This is a genomic window from Ureibacillus sp. GCM10028918 (genome assembly GCF_042666115.1).
In the GTDB taxonomy this organism is placed as follows: domain Bacteria; phylum Bacillota; class Bacilli; order Bacillales_A; family Planococcaceae; genus Ureibacillus.
The window spans coordinates 590881-608505 of sequence record NZ_JBHTFK010000005.1; the positions used below are offsets into that span (position 1 = coordinate 590881).

Consider the following 17625-nt stretch of genomic DNA (forward strand, 5'->3'; position numbering starts at 1 on the left):
CAATGAACGAAGTATGACAATTAAAAGCAATTTCCCCCTTTTTAATAGGTTCAGTTAAAGAATATCCCTTAAAATTGAAAACAAGTCGCTCATAGGGAGCGACTTGTTTTTTATATTCTTACCACCAAATAATCGTTAAGAATGTTAAGAAAATCGTAAATGAAATTACTGCGCCAAACCATACGAATGTAGAAATTACGCCCATATGGCTAGCTTTTTTATCATCCATATGCATGAATGAATATAATTGTAATACAACTTGAACACCAGCTAAAAGCAGAATTACAGGTTTAATGTAATAAGCTGAAAAGTCTGCTACTACTACAGCAAATGCTAAGAATGTTAAGAAAATCATTATCGCAAAATTAATTACTTGCTTACGCATGTGTACAGCATTGTGATGACGATCATACTCATACTGTTTTTTTGACTTTGCTTGAACTTGTGTATCGTGTCCCATATTATCCTAACACCCCCATCAAGTAAACTACAGTAAAGATGAATACCCAAATTACATCGATAAAGTGCCAGAAGATTGAAGCGGCATAGTATTTTGGAGCATTGTATAAACTTAATCCACGTTTTGCATTACGAACGATTAAACATATAATCCAAACCAAACCGATAACTACGTGCAATCCGTGCGTTCCTACTAACGTAAAGAATGCAGATGAGAACGCTGATTGTGTATAACCAAAGCCAATGTGTACATAGTGATAGAACTCATAAATCTCAAGGGCAAGGAATCCAAGACCTAATAATACAGTAATACTCATCCAGATTTGAACGCCTTTGAAATTATGGTTTTTCAAATGATACATTGCATAAACAGAAGTTAGTGATGATGTTAAAAGGAACATCGTCATTACAAATGCTAATGGTAATTCAAATAATGTTGCAGCAGAGAACTCCATACCAGCTGGACCTTTATCTTTTAAAGAAAGGTAAGTAGCAAATACACTGGCAAATAGTGTGATATCACTACAAATGAAAATCCAAATTCCTACGAATTTATTTTTCCCTTCCATTGTTGCTTGTTCTGGCTTATCAGGCCAAGTTTGAGGGGTGAATTTTGTTTCTTCCATTATTTGTTACCCCCTTTTCCATAAAGCTGTTCTTCAGTTGCTACGATTTCTTCAACATGAACATGGAAACCTAGATCATCTTTAACAGAACGAACGATCATAGCACCAACAGTAATTGCTAGGCCAAGAATTAATACTGGAATTGCCCATGCTTTACCATCTGGATGATAAAGAGCACCGAATGCTGCAACGAAAGTACCGATTGACATGACTAAAGGTAAAATTGAATTGTTCGGCATGTGGATGTCGCCAAGTGGCTCTGCATAAATCATGCCTTCTTCATTACCATCATGCTTTTCTAACCAGTAAGGGTCATATCCACGTACAAGTGGAGTTTGTTTAAAGTTATAGAACGGTACCGGTGTTTTGATAGCCCATTCAAGTGAACGTCCATCTCCCCAGTAGTCGCGGCAATTTAATGGTTTAGATTTAGCAGTAATAATAATGTTAACTACTAATAAAATTACACCAATTGCCATTAAAATAGCACCGATTGATGAGATAAAGTTAAATAAATCCCATCCTTGATCTGCTTGGTAAGTGAATACACGACGTGGCATACCCATCAAACCTAAGAAATGTTGAATGAAGAATGTACAATGGAATCCAATAAAGAAGATCCAGAAAGTCCATACGCCTAATTTCTCGCTTAAAGCACGGTTGAACATAATTGGCCAATAGAAGTGCATAGAACCAAAGATTGCTGTAACGATACCACCTACGATTACGTAGTGGAAGTGAGCTACGATAAAGTAAGAATCATGTAATTGGTAATCAAGTGGTGCAGCTGCCTGCATAACACCTGTTACCCCACCAGCTACGAATGATGGAATGAAACCAAGTGCATAAAGCATTGGTACAGTTACTTTAACCGAACCGCCCCAAATCGTCATAATCCAGTTAAATACCTTCATACCCGTTGGAACGGCAATTGCCATTGTAGCAACGGCAAAGATGGCATTAGCTGTGGCACCAAGTCCAGTTGTGAACATATGGTGAGCCCAAACCATGAATCCTAAGAAACCGATTAAGATTGTTGCGAATACCATCGAAGAGTATCCGAATAAACGTTTACGTGCAAACACCGGAATGATTTCAGAGAACAAACCGAATGCCGGTAAAACTAAGATATAAACTTCAGGGTGTCCAAAAATCCAGAATAAATGCTCCCAAATAATTGTGTTACCACCCATTGTATGGTCGAAGAAGTTTGCATCGAACATACGGTCTACTAACATTAAGAATAAACCTACTGTTAGTGGAGGGAAAGCGAATGTAATTAAAGCACTTGTAATTAAAGAAGTCCAAGTAAATAATGGCATACGCATAAATGTCATACCAGGTGCACGCATTGTAATGATCGTAACGATAAAGTTAATACCAGAAATTAACGTACCAGCCCCAGAGATTTGTAAACCCAATACATAAAAGTCAATACCATGTCCAGGTGAGTATAAAGCTAATGACGCATAGTTAGTCCAACCTGCATCAGGCGCTCCCCCTAAAAAGAATGATAAATGTAAGAAAAGTGCTCCTAAGAAGAACAACCAAAATCCTAAAGAATTTAGGAATGGGAATGCAACGTCGCGCGCACCAATTTGTAAAGGTACGACTGCGTTCATAAAGCCAAATAGCAATGGTGTAGCTGCTAAGAATAGCATCGTCGTACCATGCATTGTTAATAATTCATTGAAAGTACCGGCTGAAACAAAATCATTGTTTGGAATCATTAACTGAATACGCATTAATAACGCTTCAAAACCTGCAATCGCAAAAAACAAAGTCCCGGCGATTAAATACATAACGCCAAGTTTCTTATGATCGACAGTTGTTAAATAGTCCCATAATGTTGCTCCAAAGCCCTTTTTATTTGTAACTGCGGCAGAGCTCACAACTTTTACCTCCTTCAAGTGTTACTATCTAGTTCGTATTATTCTTCAATAGATAATCCCATAATGTAATCTGCAACTGCACTAATTTCTTCATCCGAAAGTTCACCATATTTACCAGTCATTAAGTTGCCTGGCTTGATGCTTTCTGGATCTGAAACCCATTCTTCTAAACTTTCTTTAGAATGTTCAAGTACACCTGCTACACGATTACGATCACCAAATGTTGTCAAGTTTGGACCCATTGCCCCAGAAGCACCTACACCAGATACTGCGTGACACATTAAACAACTGTTTGCAAATGTTTGTTCACCTAGATCAGCTGACTCAGCTGAAGCAGTTGCACCTTCTGTAGCTTGCATTGCAGCAACCCAACTATCAAATTCAGTACGGTCAAGTACTTTAACTTTGAAGTCCATTAAAGCATGTGAAGGGCCACAAAGCTCTGCACATTTACCATAGAATACGCCGTCCTTAAGTCCTTCTGATTCTTTGCCGAATTCTAGATAGAATTTGTTAACGTTTTCTACGTTTGTATCCATTTTACCGCCAACAGCCGGAATCCAGAATGAGTGTTTAACATCGGCAGCTTTTAAATTAAAGTAAACTTTTTCGTCAGTAGGAACAACAAGTTCTTGTGCTGTTACAATACCTTGTTCTGGATACTCAAATTCCCACCAATATAATTTCGCAGTAACATTAACTGTTAATGCTGTTTTGTTTCCTTCTTCATCTACTTCGTCCATTGCCTTAACATCAGCAAGTTTGTAAGTAGAGATTAAAGTAGGAACTGCTAAGATTAGAAGCAATACGATTGGAATTACTGTCCAGATTACTTCTAATGTATGACTTCCTTCTACTTGTTTCGGCATGTAGTCTTCGCCTAGTTTAGAACGGCGAGCCTTCATGAAAGCATACAAATAAAGAACAGATACTACTATTGTTACTAATGCCATAATTGCAATTGAGAATAATAGTAAATTAAATTGTTCTTTCCCCACTGCACCTGTCGGTTTAAGTGTTGTAATATACTCTTCACCGCATGCAGAAAGAAATACTGTCATCACAGCTAACAGTGAGAAAAGACGCCATTTTTTAAGCCCTTTCATCATAGCTTAATTAACCCCTCTTTCTTTGTTGTATTTCATGTGTAACCATGACTTTGGTTTTTTTAGTTCTATATGAATCCCTTTGCAAAGAAGAATTCCAAATGTAAAAAAGCACATTTTTAGATGCTTTTTCAATTAGAAACAAGCATTAAGTCTTAAACAGATTTCCTCTGTGCCTTAACATAGAACCTTTAGTGCCAGCAAACCATTTTCAATAGTGTAGCCAAAAATGATACAGCCTGTACAAAGTATTTCTACAAGAGACCACTAAAACAATCTCCATATTACCATAATTATGTTAGGATGTTTCAACATTTCTTCATAATAGCATTGGTATATATGCTGTTTGATATTCCTACGTACAATTATAGCTTAATGTAAAAATAATGTTAGTGATTTAGTACACATCTAGAGTAAAGCTTTATACCATTAGAAGTTTTACCTTCATCTAAAAGAATCTCAATACTTTGTTACTGGACTTTCTTTGACTAAGACATTCGCTAATTCCCCAACCAGTCACACATGTTGGCAAGTTGTATCGCCTTACATAACAAAACTTCACTCACAAAATGTAAAGCAGTTCAATCAAGACGTCCTTTTTGCTCCTCTTTGTTAAGACAATAACTAGGACTTACTTCCTTCATTTCATACCTAACAAACTGCTCTAATAAGAGTCATTAACTCTAGATTCCAACAAAGCGGATTCAGATTAGAATTAAAATTCTATTTTAATAAGTGCAAGAAAATCTTTAAAAAGCAAGTCGGCGCAGGTCTTAAACATAAGATGAGCTTTAAACAAAGAACTGTTGATTTATTCCTTTCATTTTTGTAAGCATATTTCGCTAACAATAACTATATCGAAATTTGTCCGGGATTTCTAGACATTACGTTAAATTTCGATGAAGTTTGTCAAAATCCATGATATGTTAGCCATATGTAATATGAACATATCTATAGTAATGCATTTTACTGGAACATTTGTGAATGTATTAGTACGAAATTATGAACAATTTGTGAAAACCCTTTCGTGATGTGAAACCTTCTACCGTTTGAAGTTGTCTTTTATCTATTTATTCGCTATCATCATAAAGGCAGAGATGCTTTTGACACTGATAGAAATAAAAATATTTTAGGATATCAGTGTTTAAAAAGACATGTATATAGCCTTAATTGGCGTTGAATCGTGTTTTTCTTTAAGCGTATTGATTAGAAAAAGTAGGTGGCTCATAAAATGCAACATAATCAAAGCAAATTATTGAAGTGGATCGCTTTGGCTACAACAATCGGTATGTTGCTTATTCTTCTTGGTGGAGCCCTTGTTACAAAGACTGAAAGCGGTTTAGGCTGCGGTCGAAACTGGCCGGATTGTAATGGGTCCCTTATTCCAAAAGAAATAACAACAGAAGTTTTAATAGAATTTTCACATCGTTTAGTAACAGGTTCCGTTTCAATACTTGTCTTGGCTTTAGTTATCTGGACCTGGCGTAAACTTGGTTCCATTCGCGAAGTAAAATTTTTAGGCAGTTTAGCAATCTTTTTCTTACTAGCTCAAGCATTAATCGGTGCTGCTCAAGTTCTATGGGGACAAGGAGACTTTATCCTTGCACTGCACTTTGGTATATCATTAATTTCATTTGCAAGTGTTTTATTATTAGCAATGATTGTATTTGAAGTGGATACAAAATTTGATGCCGATAGAGTATTTATTGGTAAAAAACTTAAATGGCATACACTGGGCGTTTCATTATATTCTTATATAGTAGTTTATACAGGTGCTTTAGTGCGTCATACACAATCTAGTTTAGTATGTACCGACTGGCCATTCTGCAACAATGAAAATCCGTTTGCATTGCCAGATAATATGTATGAATGGGTTCAGATGGGACACCGATTTGCAGTACTATTAATTTTTATTTGGGTTACATATATTATGATTCATGCCATTAAGAATTATAAAAACCAACTTGTTATTTATTGGGGTTGGATCATAGCATTCATTATCATGTTGGCACAGGTTACGACTGGAATGCTTGCTGTTTTGACAAAGCTTAACTTAATCGTGGCTTTATTGCACTCATTATTTATCTCGTGTTTATTTGGTCTATTCTGTTATATGATTTTACTAGTCTCACGCAGTAACTATAATGAAAAAAGTAATAAATAAAGTGTAGTGGATTATCCGCTACACTTTTTTATTTGTTCAAGACAATCTGGTATCCATCACTATTTTGAAATGTTCCTAAAAACAGGTGAAGACAAAATCGAATAATCGACTTTGTCTACACTCCGAGGCAACGGATTTCTCCGATGCCTATTATTCTACTATTCTAATTCTATTAATAAGTCGCCTGTCGAGATGGCATCTCCAGCAGATGCATACACTTCTTTGACAATACCATCTTTTGGAGCTTGAACCGTTGTTTCCATCTTCATTGCTTCAGTAATCAATAAATGGTCACCACGTTTAACTGGGCTTCCTTTTGATACCACCACTTTGAGTACAGTCCCCGGCATTGTTGCACCAATTTGATTTGGATTGCTTGGGTTTGCCTTCAATGCTACGTTTCCATCCACTTCCACAGTCATATCTTGGATTACCAGCTCACGAGATTGACCGTTTAATTCGAAGTACATGATACGTGTCCCATCATGTTGGGGCTCGCCAATTTCTATTAATTTAATAATTAAGGTCTTTCCTTTTTCGATTTCAACCTCAATCTCTTCTCCCAATTTTAATCCGTAAAGGAAAGTTGGTGTATCCAGTACCGAGATATCCCCGAATAATTCTTGTGCTGTTACGTAGTCTTCAAACACTTTCGGATATAAAGCATACGCTAATATATCTTGATGTGTAACGGAACGGCCCAACTTTTGTGTTAATGCTTCTTCCAGCTCTTCGAAATTCACAGGTTCAAGTAATTCACCAGGTCTTACAGTAATAGCTTCTCGATCCTTTAAAATGACTTTTTGTAGTTTTTGAGGGAAGCCACCTGGAATTTGGCCTAAATAACCTTGGAACAATTCAACTACTGAATCTGGGAAGTCGATTGTTAAACCGCGTTCAAAAATATTTTCCTCATTCAAGTCATTCTGAACCATAAATAATGCCATATCTCCAACTACTTTTGATGAAGGCGTTACTTTCACGATATCACCGAATAAAAGGTTGACCCGTGCATACATTTTTTTCACTTCATCCCATCGGTCTCCTAAACCAACTGCTTTCGCCTGTTGTTGAAGATTGCTATATTGTCCTCCAGGCATTTCATGCACATAGATTTCTGAATGCGGGCTATTCATGCCACTTTCAAAATCACTATAGAAAGTTCGAACATCTTGCCAATATGTTGATAATTGCTCAAGTGCATCGATATCCGCACGTAATTCACGTTTACTGCCCTTCATGGCATAATACAATGAATTTACACTTGGTTGTGAAGTTAACCCTGACATTGAACCAAGGGCCGTATCAATAATATCTACACCAGCCTCTATTGCCCTTGCATAAGTATAAATACCGTTGCCACTTGTATCGTGTGTATGAAGGTGAATTGGCAATTCAGTGTATTCTTTTAATTCTGAAATTAAACGATATGCAGCTTCCGGTTTTAACAACCCTGCCATATCTTTAATTGCTAGTATATGTGCCCCTGCTGCTTCCAATTCTTTGGCCATTTCTTTATAATACAGGACAGAATATTTAGCGCGGGAATCATCTAAAATGTCCCCCGTGTAGCATATTGCCGCTTCAGCAATTTTTCCAGTTTGACGAGCTTCGTCAATCGCGACTTCCATTCCTTTAATCCAGTTTAAACTATCGAATATTCTGAATACATCGATTCCAGAAGATGCTGCTTCTCTAATAAACTCTCGGATTAAATTATCTGGATAGTTTTTGTACCCAACTGCATTTGCTCCACGTAACAGCATCTGGAATAATACATTCGGCATTTGTTCACGCAATTTTTCAAGTCGAGCCCATGGATCTTCTTTTAAAAATCGATAAGCTACATCAAATGTGGCTCCACCCCATAATTCAAATGAGAAGAAGTCATTTAACATGCGGGCATTATAATCCGCAATTTGGTACATATCCTGTGAACGTACGCGAGTAGCTAATAAAGATTGGTGCGCATCACGGAAAGTTGTATCAGTTAGCAATACTTCTTTTTGCTCTTTAATCCACGAAACTAATCCTTCTGCTCCACGCTCATCCAAAATTTGCTTTGTTCCTGGTTGAATTTCAGTTTTCAAATCGAATTTCGGCTTATTTGGTTGAACAAAAATCGGTTTTGAGCGTTTCTCAACTCCCGGGAAGCCATTTAACGTTACGTTCCCAATGTAATTTAATATCTTTGTTCCTCTGTCTTTACGTACAGGGAAATTAAATAATTCAGGTGTTGTATCGATAAAGCTTGTATCAAACTCACCAGAGATAAAATGATCATGCAGTACTACATTTTCCAAAAATGGAATATTTGTTTTAACTCCACGAATACGGAATTCTCGCAAGTTACGATGCATTTTCGCAGAAGCTTCTTTAAATGTCATGCCCCAAGTAGAAATTTTAACAAGCAGTGAATCGTAGTAAGGCGTTACTACAGCTCCTTGGAAACCATTTCCTGCATCCAAACGGACCCCAAAACCACCACTTGAACGGTAAACCATTAGTTTACCTGTATCTGGCATAAAATCGTTCGCTGGATCTTCTGTCGTTACACGTGACTGAATAGCATAACCGAATAGTGGAATTTCACTTTGCACCGGAATCCCAATATCCTCTGAATGCAGATCATGACCTTCAGCAATTTTAATTTGTGCGTGAACAATATCAATGCCGGTAATCATTTCTGTAATTGTATGTTCTACCTGAATTCTAGGATTTACTTCAATAAAATAAAATTCATTGCCCGAAACTAAAAACTCTACAGTACCTGCATTTATGTAGTCTACATTTTGCATTAATTGTACAGCAGCGTCACAGATTCGATCACGAAGCTCTTTTGATATGGAATTGGATGGAGCAATTTCGACTACTTTTTGATGTCGCCTTTGAATCGAACAATCACGTTCATAAAGGTGAATAATATTACCGGATGTGTCTCCAAGAATTTGTACTTCTATATGCTTAGGTTTGATAATTGCTTTTTCTACATAGACCTCATCGGAACCGAAAGCAGCTTTTGCCTCGGATTTTGCACGTTCGTAGCTAGACGCCAGCTCATCTTTTGAATGGACTAATCGCATTCCACGACCGCCGCCTCCCAGAGCAGCTTTAATCATTAATGGATAGCCATGAGACTCACCAAATTCCAATACCTCGTCGATATTAGAAACCGGGCCATCGCTTCCAGGGATAACAGGGATTTTTGCTGCAATCGCTTGTTCCCTTGCTTTTACCTTGTCACCAAACATATCTAAATGTGCTGAAGTCGGGCCGATAAAGATAATACCTTCCTCTTCACAACGTCTGGCAAATTCAAGATTTTCTGATAAGAAGCCATATCCAGGGTGAATAGCATCAACGTCTGCTCGCTTTGCGATTTCGATGATTCCTTCGATATCCAAGTAAGCATCAATCGGTTTCTTACCTTCCCCTACCAGGTAAGATTCATCCGATTTATAACGATGATATGAACCACTATCTTCCCTTGAGTAAATAGCAACAGTTTTAAGCTTCAATTCGTTACAGGCACGAAAAATACGAATTGCGATTTCTCCCCGGTTTGCAACTAAAATTTTGTTAATTTTCTTCACAACGATTCCCCCTTATAACTTCTTCTCCAGCTTGACATACATGGAAACATTAATTAATACTCCCATTGCAAAAGATAATAATAATATAGATGTTCCGCCATAACTGATAAATGGTAGCGTCACACCGGTTAACGGGATAAGTCCCGATAATCCCCCAAGGTTAATAAACGATTGAACAGCAATCCAGCTGCCGATACCGGCCGCTATCATTCTAGCAAGTGGATCTTTTGTTTTTAATGCAATAGTCAAGGCTCTAAATATAATAAAACCTAAACCGCCTATAACAATAATTACACCTGTAATTCCAAGTTCTTCTGCAATAATTGCCATGATAAAATCGGTTTGAGGCTCAGGAAGATAACCCAACTTTTGTATCGATTGCCCTAGACCAACCCCTTCCAAGCCACCAGAACCAATTGCTATATATCCATTAATTACTTGATAACTGGAGCCGCTTTCATATTCAAAAGGGTTTAAAAAGGATTTGATTCGGCCCATTCGGTTATCTGTAAGAATTTCGCTGCCTTTTACTAATATTATCAAGCCAATTAGCGCGGAACCAAAGCCAATCAGTACCGTGAAAAATTTTATAAACTTCTTAAATTGGATACCGCTGGCAGCAACAACAGATACCGCGATACCAGACAGGATTAAAACCCCACCTAAATCTGTTTCCGTGCCTACAAATAGGATAATTGCCAACCAAACAATTATTGGGTATACAATATTATTCGGCTCTAGATTTTCCATCGGGTTATTTAGACTTTTTCTATAAAATGCCCCAGCAAAATATAAAATTATAAATAGTTTAGCAAATTCGGAAGGTTGGAAATTCATAAGCCCAAACAAACTAATCCAGCTTCTTGCTCCCCCTGCCTCTATTCCATCAATTTTTACCCATAAAAGGAATATGAATGTCATGAATAGCATTATTTGCATTATACGTTTGCTGCTGAAGTGTTTATATGGGAAAAATGCACCCACAAGAAATGCAAAAGCTGCGATAATCAAGTTTATTAATTGCTTTCGATAATAGTATGTAGGAGTACCATCTTCATTGACAATACTGACCATAATACTTGAACTATAAATCATAACAAGTCCAAACAGACATAAAAACAAATACGTAAAGAACAAAGGATAATCAAAATTCTTCACATAGTAATTTAGATATTTTTTCATTTTCATTTCCCCATCTTAGTTAGAAAACTGGCTTATGCCTTGCGCAATAGCCTTAATTTCCATTGTGCAGATAAAATTTTTTGAACTTTCTTATCTGTAAAAAAAACTCAAATCGCCAAAATGCGTTTGAGTTTTAAATTATTTGTTTGTATACGCTTCATGTAACAAGGAAAGCTCTTTTTCTAATGTATCTAGAATATCTTTTCCTCGTTCACGATCAATTAATCCAAGCTTTACAGCAAAATCAATCTCACGCGATAAGCCAAACATTTGAGTATCTAGAACTTCTTCATATAAAGGACATGATGGCATTGTTAAATGATCCATTTGAACTTTTATTAAACGTGCAATTTTATCTGCATCCTTAAGCAGTAATTCTAAAGCTTGTTCCTGGAAGGAAGCTTGTGATTTCGTATCCATGAGGACGCCCCCATCATTTGAATTTCTTCTATTCTATCTTATTAAAGTTTATCTTTTAGCTGATAAAAATGCAAGTGTATACATATGAAAAGGTAACTTTGATTTATATTTCTTTATTATTTGCCTTAATTAGCGTTATACTAAAATGGATATATAGATTTAGGGGGACTTTTGAAATGGAAGGTATTATACCAGTTAAAGGTGCAGTTAAATATAGAATCACATTAGATCCTACTGTATGGATTTTTGATGATCGTCGTATAGATTTAAATACTTACTTCCTGGAAAAACCAGAATTTGAAGATGAAGACTTAAAGTACCTATTAAATACAGGCAGACATTGGTCTCGTGAAATTATGGAAGGAGCTACGTTTCCTCCGACTTTAAAAACAGAAAGAAAATTTGATCGACAAGGTATGAAGACCGGTACATTTGGTATGGAGATTAAACATTTCCTAAAAAATGCTGAAATTGAAGAGCACGCAAATCAAGTTGTCTTCGAATTAACGGATGGTCAAGAAGTAGCTATGTCCATTGATGAAGCAAATACAGTTATTTTCAAATATAGCCAGGATGGTAAACCCATTATTGATGGTGGTCCTGTACATCTTCTATTTGCTGATGGTTCAAACGTTGACAATCCTATAAAAAACATTTCAGCTATTCGAGTTGATTAGTAGGAGGCCAATGTAAATGCGTGTTAAATGTGTGATTTGTGATTCTATCAATGAGCTTGATGATGACCTGCCATTAGCTAAGAAATTACGTAACCGACCGATTCACACGTATATGTGTACAGAATGTTATGGTCGAGTCGCCGTGAATACAGAAAGCAGATTAGCAACCGGAAATTTTCGTTTTTTCCGCACTTCGTCACCGATTGATGAAGATTTCTAAACAACTACAAATTAAAAAAGTATCGAACCGAAGTAGAAAGCTCTTTGAACGAGAAGAGAATCTGTATTAAAAAATTATACTATAAATTGATTGGAGTGGAGGGGCGACTCCTTGGGGAACACGAGGGAGAGACGCTCGTGTAGATCCTGCCACCGGAAAGCGTCCCCGCAACGGAAATCAATTTAGCAGCAGCAAAAAAACATCAAATTTCTTAAGGAGAAATTTGATGTTTTTTGTTCTGTAACAGCCTTTTCATCCACTTTTAATTAACTTTCTTTCAAGCAATTCCACTAACTGGTACATAATCGTAGCAAAGACGGCAATGATGAGCAGCGACATAAGAACAAGGTTAAAATTAAATACTTGGAAGCCGTAAATGATTAAATAACCAAGTCCTTTTGATGATACTAAAAACTCCCCAACTATAACCCCTACCCACGATAAACCTACATTTACTTTCAATGTCGATATAATTGTTGGAAAGGATGATGGTAAAATCGCTTCTTTAAACATTTGTGACCTGGTTGCATTGAAGGTTTGCAATACTTTTAAATAATTGGCATCTACATTTCTAAAAGAAGTGTAAATCACAATGGTTGAAATGATGACTGAGATAATTGCCCCCATGGTAATAATTGAACCCATTCCAGGTCCCATCGCCACAATTAATATTGGACCGAGCGCAACTTTTGGCATGGAGTTCAATATTACTAAGTATGGATCCAACACCTTAGACAAAAATGGTGACCACCATAGAATCGCAGCTAATATTGTTCCCAGCAATGTCCCTATTATGAACCCTAGTACTGTTTCAAATAACGTATAGCTTATATGCACTAAAATGGAACCATCCGCAATATTATCAATTAGCAAATTCGTTACTTTTGAAGGTGAACTAAAGATTAGAGGATCGATCCATCTTAAACGGGAGGCAATTTCCCATAACCCGAAAAATGCAATAAGGATTAACAATTGATATATTCGAACCCATCTTTTTTCTTTTCTAAGAGATTGTAAAAATTGCTCATGCAGTTTTTGATTATTCAAGACTTTCAAGCTCCTTCCATATAATTTGGAATAGGGATGAATAGCTTGAATGTGCTCTTGCTTCAAAAGGCGTCAGAACTCTTAATTCCTCTGGTACCACAAATGTTTTGTGTATCCTTCCGGGACGTGCAGAGAAAAGAAAAATCCGATCACTCATGGCAATGGCTTCACCAAGATCATGAGTAACCAGAACCGCTGTTTTTTCATATTCTTTTAATTTGTTGGAAACTAAATCCTCAAGCTTTAACTTCGATTGGTAATCAAGCGCTGAAAATGGCTCATCTAAAAGCAAAATTTTCGGATCTACTGCAAGGGTTCTAGCTAATGCTACCCTTTGTCGCATCCCACCCGATAATTCCCTTGGATACTTTTTCTCCAAGGGTGGTAAGCCGACATCCCTTAAAAGAGTGGCAGCCACATTTTCATAGCTTTTCTTTTCATCTTTTAACAGCTTTAAACCTAGAATGATATTCTCCTCGATTGTTTTCCAAGGAAAAAGATAATCCTGTTGCAGCATATACCCAATCGATAAATCCTTATTTCCGTAAACCTCTTGATTTTCAATTTTAACCGAACCTGAAGTGGGTTCAAAAAGACCCGCAATAATGGAGAGAAGAGTTGTTTTACCACAGCCACTGGGGCCGATAAAGGAAACGAATTCCCCTTGATCTATTGTAAGATTAATGTCATTTAAGGCCACAGATGCTGCCTCTTTGGAAAAATACGCATGGTGGACGTTGCTGACACTTAGAAAGGACATTTACTCCAGAACCTTCTCCGCAAATGTCGTGTCTACTAGATCTTGATAATCCATACGTTTAGGTAATTCGCCAGCCTCATCCATAATATTTTGCAAGTTGTTCCACTCTTCTTCATCTAAAATCGGATCTTTTGCAAAGGACTCTTGTTCACGGTAACGTTCAACCACCGTTGCAATTAATTCAACATCTGTATCCTCGAAATACGGATGAATAGCTTCAGCTACTTCTGTCGCCGAAGCTTCGTAAACAAAGTCCTGGGCTTTCTTCAATGCTCTTGTAAACTTCTCTATTGTTTCTGGATCTTCTTTCATAAAGCTATCCTTTGCCATGAAAACTGTATAGGGAAGGTGACCTGATTCCGTACCAAATGATGCAACAATGTGTCCGATTCCCTCTTGTTCAAATACACTAGCAGTTGGCTCAAATAATTGTACAAAATCCCCTGTACCAGAAGCAAAGGCTGTTGAAATATTCGCAAAATCAATATTTTGAATTAACTCTAAATCCGCTTGTGGGTCAATTCCATGTTTCTTCAAAACAAATTCTCCAGCCATCTGAGGCATTCCACCTTTACGCTGACCGAGGAATGTAGTACCGTTTAGCATATCCCACGAAAAATCTTTAATTTCCTCACGAGCAACCAAAAATGTGCCATCAGTCTGAGTTAACTGTGCAAAGTTTTTAATCGGATCATTTGCTCCTTGCGCAGACACATAAATAGATGTTTCCGAACCAACAAGGGCAATATCAATACCACCGGATAATAAAGCAGTCATCGTTTTGTCTCCACCAGCGACTGTAGATAATTCTATATTCAACCCTTCTTCTTCGAAATAACCTTGGGTAATAGCTACATATTGAGGTGCGTAGAAAATGGAGCGAGTAACTTCACCGACTTTGACCGTTTGAAGCTCCTCTGAATCATTACATGCTGCAATGAGAAGAACCATTAGACTTGTTATAATAACCAACAGACTAGACTTCACCCATTTTTTCAATGCTCCAACCTCCCTTTAACATACTTGTTTATCAAGAGTAGAGTATGCTATTGAGTAAATTTGTGTGAATACCTAGAGAACCTGCAATAGCTCCAACATAAAAAGAGGGTGACCCCAACAGTTGTCTTTTTTAAACAACCATTTGAGTCATCCTCTTTTTTATAAATCAGATAATTATGATGCAGCTCTTTTTTCTTCTCGTTTTTCACGCCATAAACGTGTCTTATAAAGAATCAAGATTAATGCTGCTACTATTAAACCTTCGATCATCGGTAAGAAAAGTGCTAAAAACGTTAAAACGATACATCCAATAAATAGGAAAATATAAATAATAATATTTTGTATTAATTTCAAATCATTTTTAGCAAATCCAAGTTTATAAACAATCGCTGATAGGATAAAGATTAACAAAAATGTTATATATCCGGCTACCGCATAGCTTGGCACATTTTCATATAGATATCGAGTTATACCTGACATACGTTCGAATACAAAGGCCGTTTCACCCGTAGTCGTAGGTGCGGATGCTTGAATATAATTTAGTGTCCCAAACAAGTTCAACTTCTACAACACCTTTCATAATTCCAGCAAACAAAAAACGAAAAACTTTAATTATTATTCAGCGAATTTTTTCTTTTTCGCTTGTTTTTCACGTTCGTTTTTATCTAGAACTTGTTTACGTAAACGGATAGATTCAGGTGTTACTTCCAAGTACTCATCTTCATCTAAGAATTCTAGTGCTTCTTCAAGCGTTAAAATACGAGGACGTTTAATAACGTTCGTTGCATCTTTTGTTGCTGAACGTACATTTGTTTTTTGTTTCATTTTAGTAATATTAACAGTGATATCATTGTCACGGTTGTTCTCGCCAACGATCATACCTTCGTAAATTTCAGTACCCGGTTCAACAAATAGTGTACCACGGTCTTCGATTTGCATCATACCATAAGTAGTTGCTTTACCAGTTTCCATAGATACAAGTGCACCTTGGTGACGTCCACCTACACGACCTGCAACAACCGGTTGATAAGAGTCGAAAGTATGGTTAATGATACCGAAACCTTTTGTTAGTGACATAAATTCAGTTGTGTAGCCGATTAATCCACGAGCTGGAACCATGAAGATTAAACGAACTTGTCCGTTTCCTTCATTGATCATATCCAACATTTCACCTTTACGGTTACCAAGAGATTCGATAATAGAACCAACACTATCTTCTGGTACATCGATTTGTACGCGTTCGATTGGTTCAGATTTCACTCCATCAATTTCGCGAATGATTACTTGTGGTTTTGACACTTGTAATTCGTAGCCTTCACGACGCATGTTTTCGATTAAGATAGATAAGTGAAGCTCACCACGACCTGAAACGACCCAAGCATCTGGTGAATCTGTATCTTCTACACGTAAAGATACGTCTGTTTGTAATTGTGAACGAAGACGCTCTTCGATTTTTCTAGAAGTAATCCATTTTCCTTCACGACCTGCGAATGGAGAATTGTTTACTAAGAAAGTCATTTGTAAAGTAGGTTCGTCAATACGTAATGGTGTTAACGCTTCTTGATGCTCTACTGGACATACTGTTTCACCAACATTGATTTCTTCCATACCTGAAACGGCAATTAAATCACCTGAGTATGCTTCTTGGATTTCTTCACGTTTTAAACCGAAGAAACCAAAGATTTTTGTTACACGGAAGTTTTTCACAGAGCCATCAAGTTTCATAAGCGCTACTTGTTGACCAACATGAATTTTCCCGCGGAAAACACGACCAATCCCGATACGCCCAACGAAGTCATTATAGTCAAGTAAAGCTACTTGGAATTGTAATGGTTCTTCAGTTGTATCTTCCGGTGCAGGGATATGCTCGATAATTGATTCGAATAGGCATTTCATATTTTCTTCTTGTTTAGATGGGTCTGAATCAAGAGAAGCAGTACCATTAACACCTGAAGCAAATACTACAGGGAATTCTAATTGATCTTCGTCAGCACCTAGTTCGATAAGTAAGTCAACTACTTCATCTACTACTTCCTCAGGACGAGCTGAATCTTTATCGACTTTGTTTACTACAACAATCGGTGTTAATTTTTGTTCTAGTGCTTTTTTCAATACAAAACGAGTTTGAGGCATACAACCTTCATATGCATCGACAACAAGTAAAACGCCGTCTACCATTTTCAAGATACGTTCCACTTCTCCACCGAAATCGGCATGTCCAGGTGTATCAAGGATATTAATTCTTGTTCCTTCGTAGTTTACAGCTGTATTTTTAGCAAGGATTGTAATCCCGCGTTCACGTTCGATATCATTTGAGTCCATTGCACGTTCTTCTACATGTTCATTTGTTCTAAAAGTTCCTGATTGTTTTAACAATTGGTCTACTAATGTTGTTTTCCCATGGTCAACGTGGGCGATAATTGCGATATTGCGTACATCTTCGCGTAACTTTGTCATTATTCCACTCCATATTCTTTTTT

General features: G+C 37.0%; 15 protein-coding genes. 3 read left to right on the plus strand and 12 right to left on the minus strand.

What is annotated here, in order from left to right; all coding sequences use genetic code 11:
- Positions 1 to 118: 118 nt before the first annotated feature.
- The 4 genes from ACFQU5_RS06070 to coxB are packed head-to-tail and all read right to left on the minus strand — an operon-like array spanning position 119 to position 4086.
- Complete coding sequence (locus tag ACFQU5_RS06070; RefSeq protein ID WP_390285761.1) at positions 119 to 460, minus strand: cytochrome C oxidase subunit IV family protein; 342 nt, start codon at positions 458 to 460, stop codon at positions 119 to 121.
- 1 nt (position 461) lies between these two features.
- Positions 462 to 1085, minus strand: a complete 624-nt coding sequence (locus tag ACFQU5_RS06075; RefSeq protein ID WP_390285763.1) for a cytochrome (ubi)quinol oxidase subunit III — start codon at positions 1083 to 1085, stop codon at positions 462 to 464.
- Complete coding sequence (locus ACFQU5_RS06080) at positions 1085 to 2977, minus strand: cytochrome c oxidase subunit I (protein ID WP_390285765.1); 1893 nt, start codon at positions 2975 to 2977, stop codon at positions 1085 to 1087. The genes ACFQU5_RS06075 and ACFQU5_RS06080 overlap by 1 nt, the downstream gene beginning before the upstream one ends.
- A 38-nt stretch (positions 2978 to 3015) precedes the next feature.
- Positions 3016 to 4086, minus strand: a complete 1071-nt coding sequence (gene coxB / locus ACFQU5_RS06085; protein WP_390285767.1) for a cytochrome c oxidase subunit II — start codon at positions 4084 to 4086, stop codon at positions 3016 to 3018.
- Positions 4087 to 5314: 1228 nt separating this feature from the next.
- On the opposite strand from coxB, the gene ACFQU5_RS06090 reads away from it, so the two are divergent.
- Entirely contained in the window at positions 5315 to 6247 is a 933-nt protein-coding gene (locus tag ACFQU5_RS06090; RefSeq protein WP_390285769.1) for a COX15/CtaA family protein, read from the plus strand.
- Positions 6248 to 6405: 158 nt separating this feature from the next.
- Here ACFQU5_RS06090 and pyc read toward each other — a convergent pair whose 3' ends face one another.
- From pyc to ACFQU5_RS06105, 3 genes are all read right to left on the minus strand, one after another.
- On the minus strand, positions 6406 to 9840 hold the full coding sequence (pyc, locus tag ACFQU5_RS06095; RefSeq protein WP_390285771.1) for a pyruvate carboxylase: 3435 nt from the start codon (positions 9838 to 9840) through the stop codon (positions 6406 to 6408).
- A 12-nt stretch (positions 9841 to 9852) separates the two neighbouring features.
- Positions 9853 to 11022, minus strand: coding sequence for an FtsW/RodA/SpoVE family cell cycle protein (locus ACFQU5_RS06100; protein WP_390285773.1), 1170 nt, complete (start codon positions 11020 to 11022; stop codon positions 9853 to 9855).
- A 138-nt stretch (positions 11023 to 11160) separates the two neighbouring features.
- A complete protein-coding gene (locus ACFQU5_RS06105) occupies positions 11161 to 11442 on the minus strand; it encodes an Fpa/YlaN family protein (RefSeq protein ID WP_390285775.1) in 282 nt (93 codons plus the stop codon).
- A 176-nt stretch (positions 11443 to 11618) separates the two neighbouring features.
- On the opposite strand from ACFQU5_RS06105, the gene ACFQU5_RS06110 reads away from it, so the two are divergent.
- Together ACFQU5_RS06110 and ACFQU5_RS06115 are read left to right on the plus strand one after the other, a co-directional pair.
- Entirely contained in the window at positions 11619 to 12119 is a 501-nt protein-coding gene (locus ACFQU5_RS06110; RefSeq protein WP_390285777.1) for a peptidyl-prolyl cis-trans isomerase, read from the plus strand.
- 16 nt (positions 12120 to 12135) lie between these two features.
- Positions 12136 to 12339: a YlaI family protein gene (locus ACFQU5_RS06115; RefSeq protein WP_390285779.1), complete on the plus strand. Its 204-nt coding sequence runs from the start codon at positions 12136 to 12138 to the stop codon at positions 12337 to 12339.
- Positions 12340 to 12591: 252 nt separating this feature from the next.
- On the opposite strand, the gene ACFQU5_RS06120 is transcribed toward ACFQU5_RS06115, so the two are convergent.
- The 5 genes from ACFQU5_RS06120 to typA all read right to left on the minus strand — a co-directional run bounded on the left by ACFQU5_RS06120 (position 12592) and on the right by typA (position 17602).
- A complete protein-coding gene (locus ACFQU5_RS06120) occupies positions 12592 to 13386 on the minus strand; it encodes an ABC transporter permease (protein ID WP_390285781.1) in 795 nt (264 codons plus the stop codon).
- On the minus strand, positions 13379 to 14146 hold the full coding sequence (locus ACFQU5_RS06125) for an ABC transporter ATP-binding protein (RefSeq protein ID WP_390285783.1): 768 nt from the start codon (positions 14144 to 14146) through the stop codon (positions 13379 to 13381). The genes ACFQU5_RS06120 and ACFQU5_RS06125 overlap by 8 nt, the downstream gene beginning before the upstream one ends.
- Positions 14147 to 15145 carry an ABC transporter substrate-binding protein gene (locus ACFQU5_RS06130; RefSeq protein WP_390285785.1) on the minus strand — a complete coding sequence of 333 codons (999 nt, stop codon included), beginning with the start codon at positions 15143 to 15145 and terminating at the stop codon, positions 14147 to 14149.
- A gap of 174 nt (positions 15146 to 15319) precedes the next feature.
- Entirely contained in the window at positions 15320 to 15625 is a 306-nt protein-coding gene (locus tag ACFQU5_RS06135; protein ID WP_390286538.1) for a YlaH-like family protein, read from the minus strand.
- Positions 15626 to 15760: 135 nt separating this feature from the next.
- Positions 15761 to 17602, minus strand: a complete 1842-nt coding sequence (typA, locus tag ACFQU5_RS06140) for a translational GTPase TypA (RefSeq protein ID WP_390285787.1) — start codon at positions 17600 to 17602, stop codon at positions 15761 to 15763.
- Positions 17603 to 17625: the final 23 nt, after the last annotated feature.